Genomic DNA, 23,934 nt, shown 5'->3' on the forward strand with positions numbered 1-23,934 from the left:
GTTTCAGTTCTCTGCGTCTACCTCTAATCAGCTATGTATTCACTGAAAAGTAATATCCTATAAAAGATATTGGGTTCCCCCATTCGGAAATCTCTGGATCATAGCTTACTTACAGCTCCCCAAAGCATATCGGTGTTAGTCCCGTCCTTCATCGGCTCCTAGTGCCAAGGCATCCACCGTGCGCCCTTATTCACTTAACCTTATCAACCTTACGGTTGGGTCTTGATCACTTCTTCTAGCGATAGAAGGTTAATCAATAAATAAGCAATTGAACTTATTAAAAAACTCATTCAACGCGGTGTTCTCGGTTTGTTTTGATTCTTTTTACTTCAATATCCAGTTTTCAATGAACGAATGTTTTGAGAGTAGACCTCTCAAAACTGAACAAAGTAAAGACGAAATGTGTATTTCCGTAATATTCCTTAGAAAGGAGGTGATCCAGCCGCACCTTCCGATACGGCTACCTTGTTACGACTTCACCCCAATCATCTATCCCACCTTAGGCGGCTGGCTCCAAAAAGGTTACCTCACCGACTTCGGGTGTTACAAACTCTCGTGGTGTGACGGGCGGTGTGTACAAGGCCCGGGAACGTATTCACCGCGGCGTGCTGATCCGCGATTACTAGCGATTCCGGCTTCATGCAGGCGAGTTGCAGCCTGCAATCCGAACTGAGAGAAGCTTTAAGAGATTTGCATAACCTCGCGGTCTAGCGACTCGTTGTACTTCCCATTGTAGCACGTGTGTAGCCCAGGTCATAAGGGGCATGATGATTTGACGTCATCCCCACCTTCCTCCGGTTTGTCACCGGCAGTCTCGCTAGAGTGCCCAACTAAATGATGGCAACTAACAATAAGGGTTGCGCTCGTTGCGGGACTTAACCCAACATCTCACGACACGAGCTGACGACAACCATGCACCACCTGTCACTTTGTCCCCGAAGGGAAAGCTCTATCTCTAGAGTGGTCAAAGGATGTCAAGACCTGGTAAGGTTCTTCGCGTTGCTTCGAATTAAACCACATGCTCCACCGCTTGTGCGGGCCCCCGTCAATTCCTTTGAGTTTCAACCTTGCGGTCGTACTCCCCAGGCGGAGTGCTTAATGCGTTTGCTGCAGCACTGAAGGGCGGAAACCCTCCAACACTTAGCACTCATCGTTTACGGCGTGGACTACCAGGGTATCTAATCCTGTTTGCTCCCCACGCTTTCGAGCCTCAGCGTCAGTTACAGACCAGAGAGCCGCCTTCGCCACTGGTGTTCCTCCATATATCTACGCATTTCACCGCTACACATGGAATTCCACTCTCCTCTTCTGCACTCAAGTCTCCCAGTTTCCAATGACCCTCCCCGGTTGAGCCGGGGGCTTTCACATCAGACTTAAGAAACCGCCTGCGCTCGCTTTACGCCCAATAAATCCGGACAACGCTTGCCACCTACGTATTACCGCGGCTGCTGGCACGTAGTTAGCCGTGGCTTTCTGGTTAGATACCGTCAGGGGACGTTCAGTTACTAACGTCCTTGTTCTTCTCTAACAACAGAGTTTTACGATCCGAAAACCTTCTTCACTCACGCGGCGTTGCTCGGTCAGACTTTCGTCCATTGCCGAAGATTCCCTACTGCTGCCTCCCGTAGGAGTCTGGGCCGTGTCTCAGTCCCAGTGTGGCCGATCACCCTCTCAGGTCGGCTATGCATCGTGGCCTTGGTGAGCCGTTACCTCACCAACTAGCTAATGCACCGCGGGTCCATCCATCAGCGACACCCGAAAGCGCCTTTCACTCTTATGCCATGCGGCATAAACTGTTATGCGGTATTAGCACCTGTTTCCAAGTGTTATCCCCCTCTGATGGGTAGGTTACCCACGTGTTACTCACCCGTCCGCCACTCCTCTTTCCAATTGAGTGCAAGCACTCGGGAGGAAAGAAGCGTTCGACTTGCATGTATTAGGCACGCCGCCAGCGTTCGTCCTGAGCCAGGATCAAACTCTCATAATAAAAGTTAGAACAATCTTGCGATTGTTAAGCTCAATTTGTTTGCTAGCATATTGCTTGCTTGTTAAAAATGTTTGTTGTCTTGAATTGAATCAAGACGCCCTACACATTTGGTTCGTCTATTCTTTGTTCAGTTTTCAAAGGTCTACGTCACCTCGCAGCAACTTTTATATCATAACAAACTTTCGTTTGAATGTCAAGAACTTTTTTAAAAAAGTTTTTTCAAGTTGTTTTGCTCGGTTGTTGTTGTCTGTTGTGACAACTTCTATATCTTATCATCTCGCTTGTTATTTGTCAACAACTTTTTTGTTGTTTTTTCAAACTTTTTTCGAGAGATTTGAAATCAAGAATTGTTATTTAATTATTGATTTCTGAATCGCTCAGCTGTGTGACTCGCCTTGCGACATGTAATAATATACCAAGATTTCAAGCATTGGTCAATCATTATTTTCACTTTTTTTAAACTTTTTTTCAATACCGATTATTATGATTGGTATAGGTATTTTCGTTCGTTTTTTACCCCCTTTCATCCTTTTTTGGCTATAGTTTATTAACTTTTAGCAAAATCTTCTAAATTTATCGTAATATATCAAGGATTTTGTCCTTTTTAGCAATTATTTGTTAAAATATGGAAAAGAGATTTTTTATATATGGAGGAAATGAACGCTTATGAAAATTTTAGTTGCAGATGATGATAAAGAAATTGTAGAACTATTGAGTATTTATATTCATAATGAAGGATACGAAGTCGTGAAAGCTTATGATGGAAAAGAAGCATTATCCAAATTGCACACAACACCAGATATCGATTTATTAATCTTGGACATTATGATGCCAATTATGGATGGAATGGAAGTAGTGAAAGAACTTCGAAAAGAATCGCAAATTCCAATTATTATGTTAACAGCAAAAACAACCGATATGGATAAAATCAAAGGCTTAGTTGCTGGTGCAGACGATTATGTCACCAAGCCTTTTAATCCTTTAGAAGTAATGGCTCGGGTGAAGTCTATTTTACGTAGAAGCCAAATGCAATTAACCAAAGAAGAACCCGATGAATTAGAAGTCGGCCCATTAATGATTAATAAGGACTCTCACGAAGTCAAAACAATAGAAGGAAAAGAAATTCAATTAACCGCTCTTGAGTTTGGTATCCTCTATCTATTAGCTAGTCATCCAAATCGTGTGTTTAGTGCGGATGAAATTTTTGAGCGTGTGTGGCAACAAGAAAGTATTGTTTCTGCTAAAACCGTGATGGTTCACGTCAGTCATTTAAGAGATAAGATTGAAGAAGCAACTGGTGGAGAAAAAGTCATTCAAACAGTGTGGGGAGTTGGATATAAGATCGATGCTCGTTAAACCTAAAAAGATTGAAAAACAAAAACGAATTACCTTAACTTCTAAAGAAATCAGCGAGTTATTAGCAGAAGCAATTGTGACAATTGTTTTATTACTACTATTAAATGTCTCAATTATGTTCCTTTTAGGACAACTACTTAGTGAAAACTCGCCCTTAGCTGGTGTCATCTGGGCCACTAAGGATGCGGTCGCTAAAGAATTAAATACTGATTTGTTTTGGAGCTGGAATAAATTTGTCTTACCCATTTTCTTTTTAGTAGATGCAGCTGTTCTCTATTGGCGCTTAATTCGTCGCTACCATCAAATGCAATTGCGTCATATTATCAGTGAGTTACATTACATCGCTGATGGTAATTACAATCACCGCATTCCGTTTGAATTAAGTGGTGATTTAGCAAAAGTCGTGACGAGTATTAACGGTCTAGTGGATAGTACTGTCGCAGCCATTGAAGATGAACGGCGAATTGAAAAATCAAAAGATGAATTAATTACGAATGTCAGTCATGATATTCGAACACCGTTAACTTCTATTATTGGTTATCTGGGATTGATTGAAGATCGTCAATTTCATAGCCAAGAAGATTTACTGAAATATACGCATACCGCTTACGTCAAAGCGAAACAAATGAAATTATTAGTTGATGATCTTTTTGAATATACAAAAGTCCGTCAACCAAGTGTACCGATTCATACGACGACTTTTGATATGGCACAATTAATTGAACAGCTTGCTGCCGATTTTGAATTGGAAGCGAAAAAGATTAATATGCAAATCCAAGTAAAAGCCAATCCAGCTTCTTTAATGATGGAAGGCGATACGGAAAAACTAGTCCGAGTCTTTAACAACCTTCTTTCAAACGCTTTGAAATATGGCAAAGGTGGCCATCATATTGTGATGGAAGTAGACAAAGTCGGCACCGAAGCAATTATCGCTGTTCGCAATGATGGACCAGCTATTCCTAAACATTCTTTAGATCAGTTATTTGATCGCTTCTATCGTGTCGAAGAATCCCGATCACAAGAAACGGGTGGAACTGGTTTAGGTCTGGCTATTGCACAAAGTATTGTCGCTTTACATGGTGGATATATTTATGCGAAGTCTGATCAAAAGTGGACCTCCTTTATTATTCATCTACCCTTACAGCGTACCAACAAGAAATCAGAGAGTTAATTGACATCCCTGAACTTTTTCGGTATTCTATAGAAAAGAGAAAACTAAGAGAAAAAGTATTTATGGCACTGAATTCCAGAGAGTTTGCGGGGGTGCGAGCAAACATTCATCTATAAAGAAGTCCGTCTCTTCCTGGTGTCCAGCGAAATAAGTTGGAACGGTTTGCAGCCGTTATCTGCAAATCAAGGGCAGTAACATTACTGAACTTGGGTGGTACCGCGAGATTTCCAGTCATTTCGTCCCAAGAATATTTATTTTTGGGGTGAGATGGCTTTTTTGTTGTTTTCTACAACAGTTATTATTGATTATGTACTAATTTTGAGGAGGAAAAAATATGTTAGATGTAAAAATGATGCGTCAAAATTTTGACGAAGTAAAAGCAAAGCTACAAACCCGTGGTGTGAAAGAAGAAATCTTAGTGGAATTTCTGCGTTTAGATGAAAGTCGCCGTGATTTATTAGTCAAAGTCGAAGAAATGAAAAAATATCGGAACGATGTGTCTGCTGAAATTGCTCAATTAAAACGGAACAAAGAAGATGCAACGGCTAAAATCGCGGAAATGAAAGAAGTCGGCGGCAATATTAAAGCATTAGATGCAGAAATTAACGCTATTGACGAAGAGCTACGTGGGATCACAACTACTTTACCGAACTTGCCAGATGATTCTGTGCCTGTTGGTGCTGGTGAAGAAGAAAATGTAGAAGTACGTCGTTGGAGTGAACCAAGAACTTTTGCTTTTGAACCAAAACCACACTGGGAAGTCGCTGAAAACTTAGGCATTCTAGATTTTGAACGTGGTGCCAAAGTAGCTGGTAGCCGTTTTGTTTATTACAAAGGCCTAGGTGCTCGCTTAGAACGTGCGTTATACAACTTCATGTTAGATTTACATGTTTATGAACATGGCTATACAGAAATGATTACGCCTTATATCGTTAATGACACCGCCATGTTCGGGACTGGCCAATTTCCTAAGTTTAAAGAAGATGTCTTCCAATTACAAGATACGGATTTAACGTTAATTCCAACTGCGGAAGTCCCTTTAACCAATTACTACAACAATGAAATTTTAGATGGCAAGGATTTACCGATTTACTTTACGGCCTTGAGCCCTTCTTTCCGTTCTGAAGCTGGTAGCGCTGGTCGTGACACACGTGGGTTAATTCGTTTACACCAATTTAATAAAGTCGAAATGGTTAAATTTAGTGATGCAGAGCATTCTTATGAGGAATTAGAAAAAATGACGAATAATGCCGAAGAAATTCTGCAAAAACTGGGATTACCTTACCGTGTCATGGCTCTTTCAACAGGTGACATGGGCTTCTCAGCTGCGAAAACTTATGACTTGGAAGTTTGGATTCCTGCTCAAGAAACGTACCGTGAAATCAGTTCATGCTCAAACTGTGAAGATTTCCAAGCGCGCCGTGCGATGATTCGTTACCGTGATGAAAATGATAAAGTCCAATATGCGCATACACTCAACGGTTCTGGTTTAGCCGTAGGACGGACAGTCGCTGCTATTTTAGAAAACTACCAAAACGAAGATGGCTCTGTGACTGTACCAGAAGTCCTAGTTCCTTACATGGGTAACCTAACAGTTATTAAATAAAGGGAAGATGAAGGTCGTTGTCTGATATCAGATAACGGCTTTTATTCTACAGGCTTAAAAATTGATAAACGGCGGAAACAGAAGCAACTCCTTCATTCTACAGAAAAAGAGGCAGACGTCGAAATGACGTCTGCCTCTTTTAAATTTCAAAAAAATCAGCTTTTATTTTATTGAACAGAATAGTTTGGTGCTTCTTTTGTGATTTGAACGTCATGTGGATGTGATTCTTTCAATCCGTTACCGCTCATTTGAACAAATTGTGCTTCTTCACGCAACGCTTTCAGGTCTGCTGCACCGACGTAACCCATCCCTGATTTCAAGCCACCGATTAATTGGAAGACAATATCAGAAACGCTTCCTTTGTAGGCGACACGTCCTTCGATTCCTTCTGGCACTAATTTGTTTGCTTCATTGACACTTCCTTGGAAGTAACGATCACTTGATCCTTTTTCCATTGCACCCAATGAGCCCATGCCACGGTAAGTTTTGAAACGACGGCCTTGATAAATTTCAAATTCGCCTGGAGATTCATCTGTACCTGCTAACATACTTCCTAGCATTACAGCATGTCCACCAGCAGCTAAGGCTTTCACGATATCACCAGAATATTTAATACCGCCATCAGCGATAATTGCTTTACCATATTCTCTAGCTACAGAAGCAGCATCATAAATCGCTGTTAATTGAGGAACACCAACACCAGCAACGACACGTGTTGTACAAATTGAACCAGGTCCAATACCAACTTTGACAACGTCAACGCCGACATCATACAATGCTTTGGTTGCTTCAGCAGTGGCAACATTACCAGCAATTAATGTTGCTTCAGGGAACGTTTCACGAATTTCTTTAATTTTGCGAATAACGCCGGCACTATGGCCATGTGCAGTATCGATAACAATCGCATCGGCACCTGCTTCTAATAATGCTTCCGCACGTTCGAACGTATCACTAGTGACACCGACTGCTGCCGCCACAAGTAAACGACCGTGTTCGTCTTTGGCAGCATTTGGGAATTCAATCACTTTTTCAATGTCTTTAATTGTAATTAAGCCACTTAAGCGACCTGCTTCATCAACGATTGGTAATTTTTCGATTTTATGTTTTTGTAAGATTTTTTCTGCATCTTTTAAAGATGTGCCAACTGGCGCAGTGACTAAATGATCTTTTGTCATGACTTCTTCGATTTTGATTTGGTAGTCCGTTACAAAACGCATATCACGGTTTGTAATAATTCCGACTAATTTACGGTTTTCCATTGTTTCTACAATTGGCACACCGCTAATACGGTAACGACTCATTAATTCTTCTGCATCCGCTACTAAGTTTGTTGGTGTTAGAAAGAATGGATCAATGATAACGCCGCTTTCAGAACGTTTGACTTTACGTACTTCGTCTGCTTGTTGGGCGACAGTCATATTTTTATGTACGACACCTAGTCCACCTTGACGAGCCATCGCAATTGCCATATTACTATCTGTAACAGTATCCATACTGGCACTCATCAATGGAATATTTAACTTGATATTTTTAGCTAATTGTACACTCATGTCTACATCATTTGGTAAGACATGGCTTTCTGCAGGGATTAATAGCACATCATCAAATGTAAGACCTTTTTTCGCAAATTTTGTTTCCCAATTTGACATTTTTTTGTCCACTCCTCAACTTAATTTTATATATGAAAATAACAGATAATACTAAGGAAGTCAACTAGATTTGTTTAAATAATCAATGAGGAATAAAGGACAAAACGCCAAAATCGGTTTGTCCTTTATTCAACTCTTCCTAATTAAAGTCCTATTTTCATCGTTGTTCTTTTATCTTGTGTTTCTTTTTTTGTTGTAAAAATCGGCTAAATCCAAAACCACCAACAGAAAGCAAGGTAATCATTGTCCCTATTTTTTGCACTTTTGTTCTTTGGTAACGGATGTCGACATGTCCTGTACCAGATAAAGAAAGAGCGGCTAAGCCTCCTTGATTGGTTAGGCTCATTTTTTTAGCGCCCGTTTGGTTTTTCATTTGAATCGTGGCTTGATAGCCTAAGTAATAAATAAAAGGAACGGTCACCTTCGCTGATTGATTCACCACTTGGTAGTCAAATGAAATTTTCCCATAAGGCATTCTAACGTTTGTAATGGTTACTTGTTCTTCCGAATAATCAAGTTGTCGTTTTTTCTGTTTCAATAATTCCTGATAATTGATTTCATCTGGCAAATATTCATGGCCCGCACCGATATAAAAAGGCGCTGGCTGCTCATACTCAGCTTTTGTTAACAGGCGGCCTTGTTGTGACTGAATACTTTGATATTGATAAATGCCTAAATTGCTGATGGCAAGGAAAACCAACAAAGCCACTGTCCAAGATTTACGGAAAACGCCCCATTCGTCTTGTGCAATGAAAAAAGCGAGCATTACGGAAAGAATCCCTAAAAACCGCCAAGGAAACTGAATCGTATTTAAAGGCGTGTGGTTCAGCCAGTGCCAAGGAAAAAGCGTAGTAACCATCAATAAGAGTACTAGCGTCAAACCAATAAACCGTTTGTTCTGAATTTTTTTGCTGGCAAGCGAAACCACTGCTACAACAAGCCCTACAAACAAAAGGGTTCCTAGATTCGCTGTTTTCGCGTGAAAAACACTGCTCTTTAAACTATTAAAGAAAAGAGAATCAATGGGATAACTTCTTTCGGAAATATAAGTGAGTGGATTGGACGTAACTTTAAACACTTGATTTTTCATTTGTTCAGCAACTGGTAAAAGATAAAAGGCCAGCCAAAGCAATGTCAGACCTGCAGCCTTCGCTAATGCCCACAGGACCTCCTTTTTAAAAAACTGCTGCCAATAAAACAGAATGTATAACCCAATCCAAATAGAAACCATTTCAATAGAAATAAAGTGAGCCAACCCAATCCCAGTCATCGCCAGCGTTAACAATGGCCAATATTTCGTGGTTCCCTTTCGTAATAAAAACAGGCTCGCTAAGACCAACGGAAAAAAACTTAGCGCCAAAAATTCTCCTAACGCTTGGCGATTAAACAAGTCTTGCATGCGGTAAATAGATAAGCCATACAAAATGGCAAAGAGATAGCTTCTTTTTTTAGAGAGCGCCATTAATCGGCCTGCATAATAAGTAAGGCTAAATGTTGCCAAGTTTACCGCAAACACAAAAATCGCCATACTAGCGACAAAGGAAAGCCCCAGAACACGCAAAAGCGCAGGTAAATAAAGATACGCATCTGGATAAAACAAACTAGAGGCATAGCCATAGCCTCCCAAGAAAAAATAATTGATTTTAGGAAACCAGTCGTTGTTTTTAATTGCTAATGCGAGACCTTCCACCCGATTTTGATGAAAGCGGAAATCACTTGCTCGTAAAAAATTCTCTTGAAAATAGACAAAATAGAGAGAAAGTCCACTTAATAAGAGAAAACTAATAAAAATGAGTAGCCGCTCGTGTTGACGGCACCAAGACTTCACTTGTTGTCCCATAAGAGGCTCCTTTCTTTAGCAAACTTCTGAAAACAGAAGCCTGGGACACTAGTTTTTTCGACTAATCCCCCAGGCTTTAACTGTTAAAACGCTCTATTGAGAGAGCGACTTTGCTTGTTGCAGTTTCTGCGTCAGCCGAGCGCATTCACAATTGAGCGCGCGCCGTTTATTGACGTGTCATGAAACTACCTTGAATATTGTATTTTTTCTTGAAGAAATAGCGTGCTACAAAGGCTAACGCACCGATTACTAAAGCAATCATCGGATCTAAAATGGGATTGATTACTGGTGGCAGCATCGCTGAACCAGCGAAAACTGCAATCCACAAGAACATTCCGCCAAATAGAATGGCGGTCGTTTTTAACCAACCAGGACGTTTGCTTTTGTCGCCACCTTGACGATCAAAACGGTAAACATATTTGTGCATTAGATAGAAAACATAACCCCCAGCCATCGCACCTAAGATATATGTGGTTAATCCGAGAGGCTGTGCGGTTCCTTTTGAAAATAGAGACATCGCCGCTAACATGATTGTTAATAAACCAAGTAATAGTAAGGTATTGTCGAGCCAAATCATCCAGCCCGCTGGTTCTTTGACTTCTGCTGGTTTATTTAAAATCGCTTCCGTCCGTTCTGAAACAGTGCCAAATAACTGACGGGCTGTTTTGCCTGTTTTTTGACCGGCTACTAATTCTGGTAAAATACCGTGTAGAGCCAATGCTAGTTCTTCTTCAGATAAATTAGCCGCTTTTAATGATTTTTTTAAGTCAAAAATGTATTGTTCATTTCTTTTAGTCAAATTCTGTTCTAATTGACGATTCTCAGCCACGATTGCTCGTAATGCTTCTGCTTCCATAGTTGTATCCTCCTCACCCTCATGTAGAGGGAACCTCTTTCTAAACGGCTGAATGGCCTTAAATATGTGGGCTTAGCCCAAAACAAATTGCTTGTTGGCACATTTTTTTAAACGTTAAAACGGAACAACATAACATCGCCATCTTGAACGACGTAGTCTTTTCCTTCTAAACGAACACGGCCCGCTTCTTTGGCAGCTTGCATATTGCCATATTTATCTAGGTCTTCATAAGAAACTGTTTCCGCACGAATGAAGCCTCGTTCAAAGTCACTGTGGATAATCCCAGCTGCTTGAGGTGCCTTGATTCCCTTACGGAACGTCCACGCACGAACTTCTTGTTCACCAGCTGTAAAGTAGGTAGCTAAGCCTAACAAATCGTACGCCGCACGAATCAATTGATCTAAGCCAGATTGTTCAATGCCCATTGCTTCTAAAAATTCAGCCTTGTCTTCTTCAGAATCTAATTCAGTAATTTCTTCTTCTGCTCGCGCACTAACCACGATTACTTCCGCATTTTCGCTGGTTGCAAAATTACGAACTTGTTGTACATACTCATTGTTGTCTGGGTCTGCCACTTCATCTTCTGAAACATTTGCTACATAAAGGACCGGCTTTGTGGTTAATAAGAAAAGAGATTTAACAATTTTCTCTTCTTCTGGCGTAAATTCAATCGTACGAGCAGATAAACCTTCTTCTAAAACTGGTTTAATTTTGTCTAAAACAGCTAATTCTTCCACCGCTTCTTTATCTTTTGCTTTCGCCATTTTAGCCACGCGAGTATAGCGCTTATTGATTGAATCTAAATCTGCTAAAATTAGCTCTAAATTAATTGTATCAATGTCTGCTAAAGGATCAACGAAATCCGCATCTCGATTTTGTTCACGCATGATATTTTCGTCATCAAAACAACGAACCACGTGACAGATTGCATCTACTTGACGAATGTGACTTAAAAACTGATTTCCCAGCCCTTCTCCTTTGCTGGCACCTTTAACAATTCCAGCGATGTCTGTAAATTCAAACGTTGTGGGAACTGTTTTTTTCGGTTTTACTAGTTCTGTCAAGCGTTGTAAACGGGCATCTGGTACTTCAACCATGCCGACGTTCGGATCAATCGTTGCAAAGGGATAATTTGCAGCTTCTGCTCCTGCTTTTGTAATTGCGTTAAATAGGGTCGATTTACCAACGTTTGGTAAGCCGACAATTCCAGCTGTTAGTGCCATTTGTTTTCCACTCTTTCTCTCAGTCTATTCTCTTTTCTATTAGAGGCATTAAAGCATTAGTCTGCTTTTTTCTCGATTACTTTTTTTAATTTTTTAGTAAAATCACGACGCGGCATCATGACAATATGCCCGCAATTCGTGCACTTGATTTTGATATCAGCGCCCATGCGAATGATTTGCCAACGATTTGCTTGGCAAGCATGCGGCTTTTTCATTTCGACAATATCGCCTAAATCATACATGTTCCAAGCCTTCTTTCTTCTCTTACTTATATAAAAATACCATGATTACAATACCATTTTTTAACGAAACTAGCAAAAGGATTTGTGACTTTCTGTCTTACTTTCTCACTTTGCTTTTTATTCCTCGTCAAAATGAATATCTAAAATATCTAAAATTCTAGCCAAATCCGAAGAGGACAAGTACTCAATTTCAATTTTTCCTTTGCCTTCTTTTTCTTGAATTGCTACGGTTGTCCCAAATTTATCCATTAAGCGGTCTTCACTTTCACGAATATAAATGGGTTTTTCTTTGATGGCTTTTTTCGCTTTTTTGCCCTTTTTGCCTTGTGTTTCGTTTAATTCAGCGACAAGTTGTTCTAATTGTCGAACCGTTAAATTGTCTTTAATACAACGATTAGCTAATGGTAATAGCTGTTCTTTGTTCTTCAAGCCTAATAACGTCCGTGCTTGACCCATTGACATGCTTTGTTTTTGAACCATTGCTTTGACCGCATCTGGTAAGGTTAGCAACCGTAAATAATTGGCAATATACGGACGACTTTTGCCCAAACGTTCTGCGACTTCCGCTTGTGTTAATTTCAAATTTTTCATTAGCATTTCATAGGCTTCTGCTTCTTCTAGCGGATTTAAATCTTCCCTTTGTAAGTTTTCCAAAACAGCAACTTGCATCATGGATTCTTCATCAAATTCGCGAATAATTGCGGGAATTTTTTCTTTGCCGGCTAATTTAGAAGCCCGGAACCGACGCTCACCTGCAATAATTTCATAGCCTTTAACTGCCGATTTACGAACAATAATCGGTTGAAACACACCGGAATGTAGAATCGAGTTTGCAAGTTCTTGTAAAGAGGTTTCATCAAATGTTTTCCGCGGTTGGTAAGGATTGGGACGAAGTTCGTTTAATAGAATTTCTGTCACTTGTTCGTTCTTAACGTCGACATCTTCTAGCTTTGCGATATCTTGAAACAAGGCATCGATGCCTCTGCCTAAACCTTTGCCTTTATTCATTCTCCAACACTTCCTTTGCTAGTGCTTGATACACTTCGGCACCTTTTGAGCGAATATCATAGTCAATGATTGGTAAACCATGACTTGGTGCTTCGGATAAACGGACATTTCTTGGAATAATCGTATCATAGACTTTTTCACGGAAATATTTACGGACTTCTTCCACGACTTCGGCACCTAAATTGGTCCGAGCATCGTACATGGTTAACAAGACCCCTTCAATTTTCAATTCAGGGTTAAAATGTTTTTGAACCAAGCGAATCGTATTTAGCAATTGACTCAAGCCTTCTAATGCGTAATATTCACATTGAACAGGAATTAGAATCGAATCACTTGCTGTAAAAGCATTGATTGTTAAATGCCCTAGAGAAGGCGGGCAATCAATTAAAACGAAATCATACATGTCTCTTACTTCATCAATTGCTAATTTCAAGCGCGATTCTCGAGCCATCATTGAAGTTAATTCAATTTCAGCGCCTGCTAATTGAATAGTTGCAGGGACAATATCTAAATTTTCACGGCTGGTATGTTGAACCACGCTAGTGATTGGTTCTTCATTTACAAGGACATCATACACATCGTGTGCGACATCTGGTTTAGGGACACCCATGCCACTGGTAGCATTTCCTTGTGCATCAATGTCGATCAGTAAGACTTTTTTGCCTAAGTTTGCTAAACATGCGCCTAAATTTACAGTGGTCGTTGTTTTACCAACGCCGCCTTTTTGGTTCGCTACAGAAATAATTCGTGTCATGTGTGTGCCTCCATCTTATTTAATCGGTTGTTTATTTGGTAATCCAGGTTTTCTGGGATATTTTTTAGGGGTTTCTTTTTTCTTTTGAATCACGACAATGTGGCGTTCGTCTGCAGTAATCGGCAAAGTAAAACCAATTTCTTTTTGAAATTGACCGCCTAATGTAGCGATTGCAGGTTTTGCTTCATTAATTTCTTCTTCACTTTTCGATGCTTTTAAGGCTAAAAAATAGCCTTCTTTTTTAACTAAGGGTAAACACAGTTCACTTAAAACATTTAATCGTGCAACTGCTCGCGCTGTAACGTAATCAAACGCGCCACGAAATTCTGCTTTTTGACCAAATGTTTCTGCACGATCATGATACAAAGAAACATTAGCCAAACCTAGTTGATTCACCAACTCTGTTAGGAAAGTAATTCGTTTATTTAAAGAGTCAACAATTGTGACATTTAATGAAGGAAAAACAATTTTCAAAGGAATACTTGGAAATCCTGCGCCTGCGCCAACATCACAAATGGCTTTATCGCTGGCAAAGTCTTCAAAGAATGCCAACGAAACAGAATCATAGAAATGTTTCAAATAAACTTCTTTTTCTTCTGTAATGGCTGTTAAATTCATTTTTTCATTCCATTCTACTAGTAAATGGAAATATTGGTCAAATTGTGTCATCTGTTGGTCTGTCAATTCAATGCCTTTTGCGGCTAATAGTTGTCTAAATTCTTCGGGTAGCATAAAGACTCCTTCCTTTTTTGTGAAACAGAAAAATGTTTCACAATCATCTTTTCCTACTTTAACGCAAATAGCAATTTCTTGCAATGCTTTTCGGAAGATTTTTGCCTGAATGATAAAAGAAAAAACCGCCTTTTTATGTGGTAAAAAGTCTCTAGCCATGGGCCAAAATGTTCAATTGGCGGCAACGAAAACCGCCTTTCTCTAAGAGTAAAACAAGCCAATGTTTCATGTGAAACATTGGCTTGTTTTACTTACTATAATCATCGCACTTTATTTGTCGTTCTCTGCGGTAGTCGTATTCTTGGATACGGGGACTTAACCAACCTTTTTTGGCTATTTTTCGTAATTGATGATCAAATCTCCCTGGTGGTGAACTATCTAGTAATTCATGGGTACGATTATTCCGATTTGCATAATTAAACGATTCACCATTCAAGACTTTTTCCTGGTATTCATTGTTTTTGGCCGCTTGATAATAAGCTGGATTACTAATTAATCTGCCTCGCCAGTCTTCAACTAACACATCCCACTGGGTCACAAAGGTCCCTTCTTCATTCAAAATAAACTCACTGTGAAAATTAGGCGTCAATCGTTTCTTATTAATTAAAGAATAAGATGCCCCCTCAGGGTATTTGTTGTGCAAACGAGCAGAGCTTTTTTTCAGCTTCCGCCCACCCATCCCTTGCGGCTTGGCCGCAAAAACATAACGTTTTAATGCCTGTTCATCGGTGTCCCCTTCTTGTTTAAAAAAATCGCGGATATACGTGATATTTTGACGATCAATATACATTCTTAATTGATGTATCTTTTTCGCTTTCTCTTGGTTAAAGCTCCCAAGAAGACCTAACGGATAGGCTTTTTGAACTGTTTTTGCCAACAAATGCCAAAACGTCGCATGCGGTGCAATCGTCTTCGAGAAACGATAAGGCCCTACTAATTGCAACATGCCATGCTGATCCAACACTGCACCTAATTGCCATAACAGTAACGAGAGCTTTTCTTGCGGACGATAAGCCGAAAAGCGAAATAATCGCTCATACGCTGAAGAGCCCACTTCTTCCACTTCAGAAAACAGTTCCGCGACTGCTGTTTTCGCTTGCTCAAGTGGCAAGAAACGCGTGTCTTTTATGGCGCTTTCCACTAATCCATAAACAGCTTGGCGGTCCCAGCCAGCGTCAATCGCCGCCTCTACACCAGCACTCATTGCTTGTTGTAATTCTTGCCAACGTCCCATCTTCTCGCCGCCTTTTTCTATATACTTCTTCTATAATGATAATCCTTTCCCCGCAAAATGCCAACTGCTTTAACGCAAAAAAACAACCCGCCCTTTGGGGAAGGGCGGGCGGAGGAGTTAAAAAATGAAAAAGTGTTTTGTTAGGGTTTTGTTTATCGGGTATGTTTAAATAATAGCCGTTAAATGTGAAGAAACTATGGTAAAAATGCGCCTTCTTTTCAACAAAATTTTGAAAAAGTCTCTTCAGAAATTAAGATTTTTTTGCGAAGTTGCCCACTGGCTACTCCTATTCAATATATTATATATTTAATATTCATAAAATCATAAAAGAAATATGCATAATAATGAATATTTATTCAACGGTTAATAAAACAACCAAAAAAGCGAGTGATTTACACTCGCTTTTTCAACTAAATTAAATGATTTTCTCTTAAAATATCACCAATATACGTATCCTCAAATTTCTTCACAAAGTGTTCAACCATTTTGCGTTCCACGAACGGCATATCCATTTCTGTTAATTTTTTCTTGTCAGATAAATAATAAACAGAGTTTGCTAAGACGCGCAAGTCGTATGCAGAAGCAAACACTTCTGGTACTCCGCGTTCAACCTCTAGCAATTGATAAACAGCTTCCATCGCTGTCCGTACAGAATACTCTGTTGTAAACACCGTATCTCGTTCAGTATCTGCGAAGTTCCCAATGAAAGCAAGATTTTTAGAGCCGTTTGGTACAACTAATGGCCGATCGCCTGGTTCTCTTAACATAAAGTAAGAAGTGATAAACGGCATATACACCGGAATAGTGGTAGCCGATTCTTCTGAAATACGTTCAATTTCCCCTTCTGGGACCCCTAAATGATAAAGTAACTCTTGCGTAATTTCTTGGCCGGTACATTGTTCGATTGGTTTTTTGATATAATTTCCTGGTTTATTAGAAAGTAATCCATATACCCAAGTTATAGATTGTTGATCATTTTGTTCTTTAAAATGCGGTTGTCTATGCATAGCGAAACTCATCATCCAATTAGAGTCTTTGATAGTAATAATACCACCTGTGACAATTTTTCCTGTGCGTAATTTACGATGTGTTAACCGAGAAAGATACGGTTCAATATCGAAATTTTCCCACGTAATCGTTGCTGAGACAAACCAACTTTCATCTGGTAAATTTTCACAGAAAACTTCTGGGTGCCCAAATTCTGGGGATTGTTTTGCTAAGTTTTTCCAGAGATTCCAACTTCCCCCTAGTTCATGAGTAATTGGTGCTGGTGTATGATGATCTCCTTGCGTCGAACTTTCAGTAATTGAGCCATTCGTTACGAAGACTAAATCATTTTCAGTTAAAGGAAGTTCTTTGGTTTTGCCCGCTTGTGTCAACAATAATCGCCGAGCAACTTTAGTAGCTCCTTTGATGTCGACTTGGATATCATTGATCGTTGTTTCATATTGAAAGTCTACCCCTTGATTGGTTAAAAAGCTTAATAATGGTTTCACTAACGATTCGTATTGATTGTATTTGGTAAACTTCAAGGCTGTAAAGTCAGGCAAACCTTTGATGTGGTGGATAAAGCGCATGATGTAACGGCGCATTTCAATGGCAGAGTGCCATTTTTCAAAAGCAAACATTGAACACCAATAGATCCAAAAGTTGGATTCAAAAAATTCTTCGCCGAAAACATCTTCAATTTTTTTGCCAATTAATTGATCTTCAGAAGTCATAAATAAATCAACGATTTCTTTTTGTGCTTTTTTGGATAAAGTAAATTGTCCATCATCTGGGACACGTTCGCCACGGTTATGAATAATGCGGCAATTTGAAGAATTCGGATCATCTAAATCTAAACGGTAAAACTCATCTAGGACAGAGGCATCTTCTACTTCTAATGATGGTACCGAACGAAATAGATCCCACAAACACTCGAAATGATTTTCCATTTCGCGTCCGCCGCGAGTGACAAAGCCATCATGGGGAATAAATTTACCATCTAAAGAACCGCCAGACAGCGTGAGTTCTTCAAAAATGTGAATATTTTCGCCCTTCATTTGACCGTCACGAATTAAGAAAACAGCCGTTGCTAAACCTGCTAGGCCACCACCAACGATATAGGCACTCTTGTCATCTACACCTTTTGGTTTTCTTGGTCGAGCAAATGCTTCATAATTTCCATTTGTGTATCTCATTCTCGTTTCCTCCTATCATTTGATACCCTCATCATACTGCTACCAAAAAAAATACCCAAAAGATAACCCTTTTTTTTAAGAAATTCTTTGACAAATAAAGAAAATTGTCTAATTTTTAAGCAAGTGAATAATCGTAGATGTTTCATGTGAAACAAAAAAAGAACGAGAAGAAAAATGGCCGCTTTTTCTTCTCATTCTTTTTATGCTAATTCGTTTACCGTTTCTACTCCAAAAACAGTAACCCAATCTTCCTGAAAATCAGTTACTGCTTTTTGAATGGCGGGCATTGCCAAGCCTTGTGTCACGAGTTCTGGTGCGATAGTGACCGCTTGCGCCCCCATTTGACAGGCTTGATTAATTTGTGCCACGTTTTTAAAACTAGCAGCTAAGATCTTACTCTTTGCGTTCGTCCGTTTAATTTCTGCAGCTAAATGCTCAATAACCTTTTGAGAATCAATTGTTAAATTCTCCATCCTATTATAATACGGCGCTAAATAATCTGCACCTGCCGCAATCGCTAGATAACCTTGAAATTCTGTATAAATAGCGGTTGCTGTTATCCGATAATTTGCCTGCTTTAGTTGTTTGATGGCTGCCAAGCCTGCTTCATTGACTGGGATTTTAATGAATGTTTCTTGGCCTAATTGTTGTACAATGGTTTGGGCATCTTCTAGCATCTCTTCTGTCGTTTGACCGACCACTTGGACGTGCAAACTCGCTTGTCCAATCGTTTTTTTGATTTCTTTCATCTGCGCAAAGAAGTCAATTTTTCCTGCTTGTTTAACAATACTGGGATTAGACGTCACGCCTGCCAGTGGTAAAATTTTCTGATACTTTCGAATAGCCTCAAGATTAATTGTATCTAGCATAAATTCCATCTTTTACGTTCCTCCCTTAAACGATAATTATAGAATAGTGATTGTTGTACCAACAGTTATTTCAGGAATAGCTTTTTCTTCAACATATAATGTACCTGGTAATTCAGGTGTTGTTGCGCCATCAAATTTAATAGTAATGTGACCCAATGTGTCTAAATTAGTTAATACTACCTCGCCTACAGCGGTAATCTGGTAAGTTTGTTCATCAATCACTAACGTTTGCTTGTCCGTAATCGCTTCTGTGACTGGCTGAACCTCAATGTTATAACAATAATCTGCTAAAGCATCTGGTGCATCTTTTCCAAATAAGATGACCATTTTTTCTTCTTTAAATAATTCGGCTTCTGGTCCAATAGACTGAACCTTTGTTGTAAATACTGACATTTCCCATCCTCCAAAAAAAATTTTTAACTATACAATCCAAAACTTGCTAACCAAGCAACTAGTACTCGAGGGGCACCATTTAAGAAACGAGAATATAAAACAGAAGGGACCCCGACTTCAACGGTTTCGGCTTCAGCTTCTTCCAAGCCTAAGCCCACGGGAATAAAGTCGCACGCGTTTTGTGTATTAATAGCAAACAATGCTGGTAGAGCTAGTTGTGGCGGAATGTTGCCTTTCCCAATTTCCACACCAATTAACGTACCAATTACTTGGCTGATTACTGCTCCAGGACCTAATAAAGGAGAAAGAAACGGCAGAGAACAAATAAAACCAATAATTGTTAACCCCACAATGTTTCCTGCCAACGGCGCCATGATATTGGCAAAAAATTCACCAATTCCTGAACCTTGAATCACACCAATTAATAAAGAAACAAATGCCATAAACGGAATCACTGTGTTGATCATCGTTTGTACGCCTTCACGGGCTGATTGGTTGAATGTCGCTACAACTTTTCCTGCACCCATACCAATTTTCGCAACAAAACTTTGTTGTTCCGCTTTTTGTTCAGTAATTTTTTTACTTGTATCATATTTAAATTCTGTTTTTTTCGAGGTGGGCTTTTCTGTATCAGCAGCAGCTTCTTCTGATGTCAATGTAATCTGTTTCGGGCCTACAGCGGAAACATAAATTGTCTCATTAATGTATTGTGCTAAGGGACCACTTTTGCCAGTTGGAACAACGTTAATAGTAGGAATTCCTTTTTTAGGATAAATCCCGCAACGAAGAGTGCCTCCACAATCAATAATGGCTAATGCGATTTCATCATCTGGAATCGATGTCTTAAAACCATTGACCGCTTCCATTCCTGTCAATTCTACGATTTTATCAACGATTGCGGGTTTCTCGCCGCCACCTGTAATGTAAATAAATTTATGTTTTTCTTCTGTCGGTGTAATTACTAAGGGCCCACCATAACCGCCATTTCCTTTAACTACCTTAATACTATTGTACGTCATCGCACCTTGCTCCTTTCTAATCCACAGCAATCTCTACTGTTTTACTAAGGGTAATTCCTTGTTGTTTGCAAACATAGGCGGTAGTGAAATCGGTAACCCAACCGCCAATAAAATTCATTAATATCCCTACAAACATATAGCGAATCGCTAGGTCCATCGAATTTAGTCCTAACGTATCAATCCCTTGCGCAATCCCTAACCAAACGAACAATTCACCAGGATTAATATGAGGGAAAACTCCATTACTGGTATGACAAAATTGCGCTTGTGCAGCATAATAGCTAGGTTTATAGTATTCTGGTAAAAATCGAGCCATCGTAAAGGACATTGGATTGCCTAACATAAAAGCGGATAAAAAAGGCAACACTAAATACCGCGTAACAGGATTTTTGGCAGAAAGTTTGGCTACCTTGGTTACTCTTTCTTCTCCTAGAAAAGCAATTAAAGTATTCATAGCTACCATTAACATCAAAACAACAGGTACGATGCCTGTCATCCAAGAAATAAATGTTTCTGCTCCTGTTTGGAAAAGGTGCATAAATCCTTCCGCAAATTTTGTAATATAAGACATTACTCGACACTTCCTTTCAATTTTGTTTGTACTTTATTTTTCCATAATTGCCATTGAATTTTGGCTCCATTAAGCGGCGTTAATGGTTGTGTTTCTTGATAATTGCCAAGCTCAACACGTAAGTAAATTTCTCGTGCATTTTCCATCGCTTGTTGGGTTAATTTATTTTCCTTTTGTACGAGTGGATGGTAATGATCCATATAATGAATATCCTCGTTCACGTACTGAGGTAAGGGATGAAATTTAGCTAGAACAGTGACACCTTGCATCTTTCTAGCGGCTAAGATTTTCCCTTGCGAATCCACAGCAAACAAGATAATCGTGCCTGCTTTTAACTTCCCTGCACGTCGACCAATCGCGACTTTCCCTAATTGTCGCAATTCTTGGTAGTTTTGATTAAAGTGTTTAATCTGTTTCATTCCCATAGCTATCTGAACGAAGTAAGCTGTTAAAAAAAGCGCCCCGAATACGTAGATAAAACTCATATGATAATCCCCTTCCTTTGCATCCACTCTTTAACCGCTAAAACATCTCGTTGCTTCCGTAACTCATTACGTAAACGTTCGTCTCCTGCGATTGTAAACAAGCGGTCATATAGTTGTAGTAACTCTGCTTCAACAGTGGCAGTCAGCTCTTCTGGAATACCCAACAGTAAAATAACATCAACTTTACCTTCTGGTGTAACCAGTGATTCTTCAAAAACCCCAATCGATAAAATAATCGTTGGTAAGGCTTGATTAATTGTATGGGGAAAGGCAATCCCCGATTCAAAAATAGTTGTTTGTTGATCTTCTCTAGTAAAAATTCGTTCGATAAATTGAGGATCTACTAATTTTTCTGCTTCTAAATCAGCAATCATTTTCTGGATATTCGCTCGGTAACCTTGAGTATTCTCTAATAATTGATAGGTCATATGAATATTTTGAGATTCCACGGAACGAATTTCTTTTGCTCTCTGCCACTCATTTCTGAGCCAAGTATCGTTAAATAAATTAGTTAAATGGATCATCGGTGTTTGTGGTCTAATATTTTTTAAGGGAATGGTTGTAAAAATAGCAAAATATTGATTCAATTCTCTTCTCTCTGCCTCTTCTTCAGAAAAATGGGCAATCTGGATGTCTGGACCCAAAACTTTTTCCAATTGCCGCTGAATGATCAAGGCCGTTCCATGACCTGTACTGCAGATTACAGCAATTTCTTTTTTGGCTCCCGCTTCATAGTTCCCTCTCAATGCTAGTTCAAAATACAAAGCGAGATATCCAAATTCAACCGTCGGCACACAACGATTTAACAAACGGCCCAATTCTTGCAAGCCAATCTTGGCTAATTCATAGGCCAAAGGATATTGTCGTTCAATTTCTCCATAAAATAAATCGTGACATTCCACATGAAAAACGAGTCGATTCATCACGTTTCTTAAATGATCTTTCATTTCTGAAAACAAGAAGTCCTCATCAAATTCAACAACAACTGAATGATGAATTTTTTTCATCATTTTTTGAAAATAGTCAGCTAAGAGTCCTTCATCAGCCAATAAAGAATTACGAATATGGTTTGTGTTGATGTTAAAAGGAAAGCTGATAAAGGAACGTTCCCATTGGCTTAACGTTACATTATAGGTTATTTCCAAGTGATACATCAGTTCTTCAATCTGCTCGTTATGACGAACATAATCAACATATTCTGGTGGTAGTTCCGTAATGAGTTTTCCAGCTAAAACACGCTGCAAAACAATTGAAACCACTCTTCGTAAAAGAAAACTATCTTGTTTTGCTAGTCTTGTTTCTTTGATTATTTTTTGTATCATTTGTTTGGTAGTTTCATGAAGAAACTGTTCTTCAAAATATTCTTGGACGTAATTCACATGAAGTAAGCGTAAATCAAACTCTTTTCCTTCTAAATGAATGCCACGGTTTGGCGTACCTACAACCGCAACCTGCCAAGGAGCAATCAGCTCTTTCATGCGCTTAATGTCTTTATTAACTGTGCCGCGACTAACGGCGATTTCTTCGGATAAATCATAAGTTGAAATAAATTGATCTTCTTCTATTAATCGTTTGATAATGTAGGAAACACGCTTGCTTGAAGAATTAAAATCAGATTCCCTTTTTAGCCGTCCAGACAAAACCTCTTCAAAACCTTCAAAGTTATTGATTTCTAACTGAAAGAGATTTTCCTTCTGAATAATTTGGGCGATACCGATTAATTCATCATTCAATGTATCAATGTTTTTACGAACTGTTTGAGGACTTGCGGCTAATTTTTCTTGCAATTCCTGTAAGCTCATTCCTTTGTGATCAACTAGTAATTTTATTACTTGGTACCATCTATTTACTAGCGTCATTTAGTTTTCCCACCTCTATCCTCTTGTTTTACCTCCAGCTACGTTTGTGGTGATGCCTGTAATATAGCTTGAACGGTCTGATAAATAATAGCATACTAAGTCAGCGACTTCATGGAGTTTTCCGCTACGACCTAATGGAATCGTACTTGTTTTTGAATAACCTGCTCGCAATTGCTCCACAGAAATGTTTCGTGTATAAGCCAATGCTTCTTCGTATGCTAAAGTGCGCAAGCCCGTTTCTTCCATAATGCCTGGCGCAATCCCCACGACACGGACGTTTGATTTTCCTAACTCTTTAGCCCATGAACGTGTATAACTGCTGACCGCTGCTTTCGTTGCAGCGTAGGCGCTTTGCCCTTCGGAGCCTTCTAATCCAGCTTCTGAAGACATATTAATAATGACACCTGCTTGTTTTTGTACAAGAATCCGGCCCACTGCTTGGCTCATTAGGTAGAGCCCTTTTTGATTGATGGCTACAATTTTGTCGAATACCTCATCCGATAATTCATAAGGCCCATGAGGATGATTTTTATCCACCAACAAACGAGGAATATTGATTCCGGCGTTATTTACTAGGCCATCTACGGTTCCAAATTTTTCCACCACTTGAGCGACACCCGCTTCTACTTCTGCTCGAGAAGTTACATCGACTTTCACAAAGAGTAAATGCTCATGTTGCGTTTCTGATGCTGAAATATCAAAATTAGCGACATAGACCTCTTGCGCTAACAAGCTTTCAACAATGCTGCGACCAATACCAGATGAGCCTCCTGTAACAATCACTACTTTTCCTTTAATTCCTAACCAATCTGTCATTTGTTCCACTCCTATCATTTGTTTGCGCTTTCAGTATAGGTCAGTTTGTGAAATTATTTAAGACAGTCTTTTTTTGCAGTT

At 39.4% G+C, this 23,934-nt stretch carries 20 protein-coding genes, 2 rRNA genes and 1 other annotated feature (1 of these 23 running past the window's edge); of the genes, 3 read left to right on the forward strand and 19 right to left on the reverse strand.

Annotated elements, in window-relative coordinates:
• A 23S ribosomal RNA gene (locus tag IGK86_RS14065) occupies positions 1–200 on the reverse strand; it reaches 2,713 nt to the left of the window's first position.
• A 226-nt stretch (positions 201–426) separates the two neighbouring features.
• Positions 427–1,987 (reverse strand): 16S ribosomal RNA (locus tag IGK86_RS14070).
• The 16S and 23S rRNA genes sit together here, the layout of an rRNA operon.
• A gap of 666 nt (positions 1,988–2,653) precedes the next feature.
• Between IGK86_RS14070 and IGK86_RS14075 the strand changes: the two genes are divergently transcribed.
• From IGK86_RS14075 to serS, 3 genes are all read left to right on the forward strand, one after another.
• Complete coding sequence (locus tag IGK86_RS14075) at positions 2,654–3,343, forward strand: response regulator transcription factor (RefSeq protein ID WP_002355963.1); 690 nt, start codon at positions 2,654–2,656, stop codon at positions 3,341–3,343.
• On the forward strand, positions 3,333–4,514 hold the full coding sequence (locus tag IGK86_RS14080) for a sensor histidine kinase (RefSeq protein ID WP_002363566.1): 1,182 nt from the start codon (positions 3,333–3,335) through the stop codon (positions 4,512–4,514). Before IGK86_RS14075 ends, IGK86_RS14080 begins: the two co-directional genes overlap by 11 nt.
• 40 nt (positions 4,515–4,554) lie before the next feature.
• Positions 4,555–4,761, forward strand: a binding site (T-box leader).
• Between the two features lie 87 nt (positions 4,762–4,848).
• A complete protein-coding gene (gene serS, locus IGK86_RS14085; protein WP_002355965.1) occupies positions 4,849–6,120 on the forward strand; it encodes a serine--tRNA ligase in 1,272 nt (423 codons plus the stop codon).
• 167 nt (positions 6,121–6,287) lie between these two features.
• Here serS and guaB read toward each other — a convergent pair whose 3' ends face one another.
• The 17 genes from guaB to IGK86_RS14170 all read right to left on the reverse strand — a co-directional run bounded on the left by guaB (position 6,288) and on the right by IGK86_RS14170 (position 23,853).
• Positions 6,288–7,769 carry an IMP dehydrogenase gene (guaB, locus tag IGK86_RS14090; RefSeq protein ID WP_002355966.1) on the reverse strand — a complete coding sequence of 494 codons (1,482 nt, stop codon included), beginning with the start codon at positions 7,767–7,769 and terminating at the stop codon, positions 6,288–6,290.
• A 157-nt stretch (positions 7,770–7,926) separates the two neighbouring features.
• A complete protein-coding gene (locus tag IGK86_RS14095; protein WP_104877122.1) occupies positions 7,927–9,609 on the reverse strand; it encodes a 6-pyruvoyl-tetrahydropterin synthase-related protein in 1,683 nt (560 codons plus the stop codon).
• A 166-nt stretch (positions 9,610–9,775) separates the two neighbouring features.
• Positions 9,776–10,465: a DUF1129 domain-containing protein gene (locus tag IGK86_RS14100; protein ID WP_002363563.1), complete on the reverse strand. Its 690-nt coding sequence runs from the start codon at positions 10,463–10,465 to the stop codon at positions 9,776–9,778.
• A gap of 107 nt (positions 10,466–10,572) precedes the next feature.
• The gene (gene ychF, locus IGK86_RS14105; RefSeq protein ID WP_016617442.1) at positions 10,573–11,688 is read right to left on the reverse strand and encodes a redox-regulated ATPase YchF; all 1,116 of its coding nucleotides are present in this window, start codon (positions 11,686–11,688) and stop codon (positions 10,573–10,575) included.
• Between the two features lie 56 nt (positions 11,689–11,744).
• Positions 11,745–11,930, reverse strand: coding sequence for a DUF951 domain-containing protein (locus IGK86_RS14110; RefSeq protein ID WP_002355974.1), 186 nt, complete (start codon positions 11,928–11,930; stop codon positions 11,745–11,747).
• A 117-nt stretch (positions 11,931–12,047) separates the two neighbouring features.
• Entirely contained in the window at positions 12,048–12,938 is an 891-nt protein-coding gene (locus IGK86_RS14115) for a ParB/RepB/Spo0J family partition protein (RefSeq protein WP_002355975.1), read from the reverse strand.
• The gene (locus tag IGK86_RS14120; protein WP_002355976.1) at positions 12,931–13,692 is read right to left on the reverse strand and encodes a ParA family protein; all 762 of its coding nucleotides are present in this window, start codon (positions 13,690–13,692) and stop codon (positions 12,931–12,933) included. Before IGK86_RS14120 ends, IGK86_RS14115 begins: the two co-directional genes overlap by 8 nt.
• Positions 13,693–13,707: 15 nt before the next feature.
• Positions 13,708–14,424, reverse strand: a complete 717-nt coding sequence (rsmG, locus tag IGK86_RS14125) for a 16S rRNA (guanine(527)-N(7))-methyltransferase RsmG (protein ID WP_010707903.1) — start codon at positions 14,422–14,424, stop codon at positions 13,708–13,710.
• 247 nt (positions 14,425–14,671) lie between these two features.
• Positions 14,672–15,658 (reverse strand): DUF3114 domain-containing protein, encoded by a 987-nt coding sequence (locus IGK86_RS14130; protein WP_010707904.1) that lies wholly within the window; start codon positions 15,656–15,658, stop codon positions 14,672–14,674.
• A 410-nt stretch (positions 15,659–16,068) separates the two neighbouring features.
• Positions 16,069–17,841 (reverse strand): oleate hydratase, encoded by a 1,773-nt coding sequence (locus IGK86_RS14135; protein WP_016617444.1) that lies wholly within the window; start codon positions 17,839–17,841, stop codon positions 16,069–16,071.
• Positions 17,842–18,041: 200 nt separating this feature from the next.
• Positions 18,042–18,719, reverse strand: coding sequence for a fructose-6-phosphate aldolase (locus IGK86_RS14140; RefSeq protein WP_016617445.1), 678 nt, complete (start codon positions 18,717–18,719; stop codon positions 18,042–18,044).
• 27 nt (positions 18,720–18,746) lie between these two features.
• Positions 18,747–19,103, reverse strand: a complete 357-nt coding sequence (locus IGK86_RS14145) for a PTS glucitol/sorbitol transporter subunit IIA (RefSeq protein ID WP_002355981.1) — start codon at positions 19,101–19,103, stop codon at positions 18,747–18,749.
• A gap of 23 nt (positions 19,104–19,126) precedes the next feature.
• Positions 19,127–20,122 carry a PTS glucitol/sorbitol transporter subunit IIB gene (gene srlE / locus IGK86_RS14150; RefSeq protein ID WP_002355982.1) on the reverse strand — a complete coding sequence of 332 codons (996 nt, stop codon included), beginning with the start codon at positions 20,120–20,122 and terminating at the stop codon, positions 19,127–19,129.
• 16 nt (positions 20,123–20,138) lie between these two features.
• The gene (gene srlA / locus IGK86_RS14155) at positions 20,139–20,693 is read right to left on the reverse strand and encodes a PTS glucitol/sorbitol transporter subunit IIC (protein WP_002355983.1); all 555 of its coding nucleotides are present in this window, start codon (positions 20,691–20,693) and stop codon (positions 20,139–20,141) included.
• Positions 20,693–21,178: a transcriptional regulator GutM gene (locus IGK86_RS14160; RefSeq protein ID WP_002355985.1), complete on the reverse strand. Its 486-nt coding sequence runs from the start codon at positions 21,176–21,178 to the stop codon at positions 20,693–20,695. The genes srlA and IGK86_RS14160 overlap by 1 nt, the downstream gene beginning before the upstream one ends.
• On the reverse strand, positions 21,175–23,037 hold the full coding sequence (locus tag IGK86_RS14165) for a BglG family transcription antiterminator (protein ID WP_016617447.1): 1,863 nt from the start codon (positions 23,035–23,037) through the stop codon (positions 21,175–21,177). The genes IGK86_RS14160 and IGK86_RS14165 overlap by 4 nt, the downstream gene beginning before the upstream one ends.
• A gap of 15 nt (positions 23,038–23,052) precedes the next feature.
• Positions 23,053–23,853, reverse strand: coding sequence for an SDR family oxidoreductase (locus IGK86_RS14170; protein WP_002355987.1), 801 nt, complete (start codon positions 23,851–23,853; stop codon positions 23,053–23,055).
• Positions 23,854–23,934: the final 81 nt, after the last annotated feature.

This window comes from Enterococcus sp. DIV1206, assembly GCF_051712485.1.
In the GTDB taxonomy this organism is placed as follows: domain Bacteria; phylum Bacillota; class Bacilli; order Lactobacillales; family Enterococcaceae; genus Enterococcus; species Enterococcus faecalis.

Bases quoted from the DNA above. Each gene is read 5' to 3' on its own strand.
- IGK86_RS14075 (WP_002355963.1), top strand. From the start codon at position 2,654: ATGAAAATTTTAGTTGCAGATGATGATAAAGAAATTGTAGAACTATTG.
- IGK86_RS14080 (WP_002363566.1), top strand. From the start codon at position 3,333: ATGCTCGTTAAACCTAAAAAGATTGAAAAACAAAAACGAATTACCTTA.
- serS (WP_002355965.1), top strand. From the start codon at position 4,849: ATGTTAGATGTAAAAATGATGCGTCAAAATTTTGACGAAGTAAAAGCA.
- guaB (WP_002355966.1), bottom strand. From the start codon at position 7,769: ATGTCAAATTGGGAAACAAAATTTGCGAAAAAAGGTCTTACATTTGAT.
- IGK86_RS14095 (WP_104877122.1), bottom strand. From the start codon at position 9,609: ATGGGACAACAAGTGAAGTCTTGGTGCCGTCAACACGAGCGGCTACTC.
- IGK86_RS14100 (WP_002363563.1), bottom strand. From the start codon at position 10,465: ATGGAAGCAGAAGCATTACGAGCAATCGTGGCTGAGAATCGTCAATTA.
- ychF (WP_016617442.1), bottom strand. From the start codon at position 11,688: ATGGCACTAACAGCTGGAATTGTCGGCTTACCAAACGTTGGTAAATCG.
- IGK86_RS14110 (WP_002355974.1), bottom strand. From the start codon at position 11,930: ATGTATGATTTAGGCGATATTGTCGAAATGAAAAAGCCGCATGCTTGC.
- IGK86_RS14115 (WP_002355975.1), bottom strand. From the start codon at position 12,938: ATGAATAAAGGCAAAGGTTTAGGCAGAGGCATCGATGCCTTGTTTCAA.
- IGK86_RS14120 (WP_002355976.1), bottom strand. From the start codon at position 13,692: ATGACACGAATTATTTCTGTAGCGAACCAAAAAGGCGGCGTTGGTAAA.
- rsmG (WP_010707903.1), bottom strand. From the start codon at position 14,424: ATGCTACCCGAAGAATTTAGACAACTATTAGCCGCAAAAGGCATTGAA.
- IGK86_RS14130 (WP_010707904.1), bottom strand. From the start codon at position 15,658: ATGGGACGTTGGCAAGAATTACAACAAGCAATGAGTGCTGGTGTAGAG.
- IGK86_RS14135 (WP_016617444.1), bottom strand. From the start codon at position 17,841: ATGAGATACACAAATGGAAATTATGAAGCATTTGCTCGACCAAGAAAA.
- IGK86_RS14140 (WP_016617445.1), bottom strand. From the start codon at position 18,719: ATGGAATTTATGCTAGATACAATTAATCTTGAGGCTATTCGAAAGTAT.
- IGK86_RS14145 (WP_002355981.1), bottom strand. From the start codon at position 19,103: ATGTCAGTATTTACAACAAAGGTTCAGTCTATTGGACCAGAAGCCGAA.
- srlE (WP_002355982.1), bottom strand. From the start codon at position 20,122: ATGACGTACAATAGTATTAAGGTAGTTAAAGGAAATGGCGGTTATGGT.
- srlA (WP_002355983.1), bottom strand. From the start codon at position 20,693: ATGTCTTATATTACAAAATTTGCGGAAGGATTTATGCACCTTTTCCAA.
- IGK86_RS14160 (WP_002355985.1), bottom strand. From the start codon at position 21,178: ATGAGTTTTATCTACGTATTCGGGGCGCTTTTTTTAACAGCTTACTTC.
- IGK86_RS14165 (WP_016617447.1), bottom strand. From the start codon at position 23,037: ATGACGCTAGTAAATAGATGGTACCAAGTAATAAAATTACTAGTTGAT.
- IGK86_RS14170 (WP_002355987.1), bottom strand. From the start codon at position 23,853: ATGACAGATTGGTTAGGAATTAAAGGAAAAGTAGTGATTGTTACAGGA.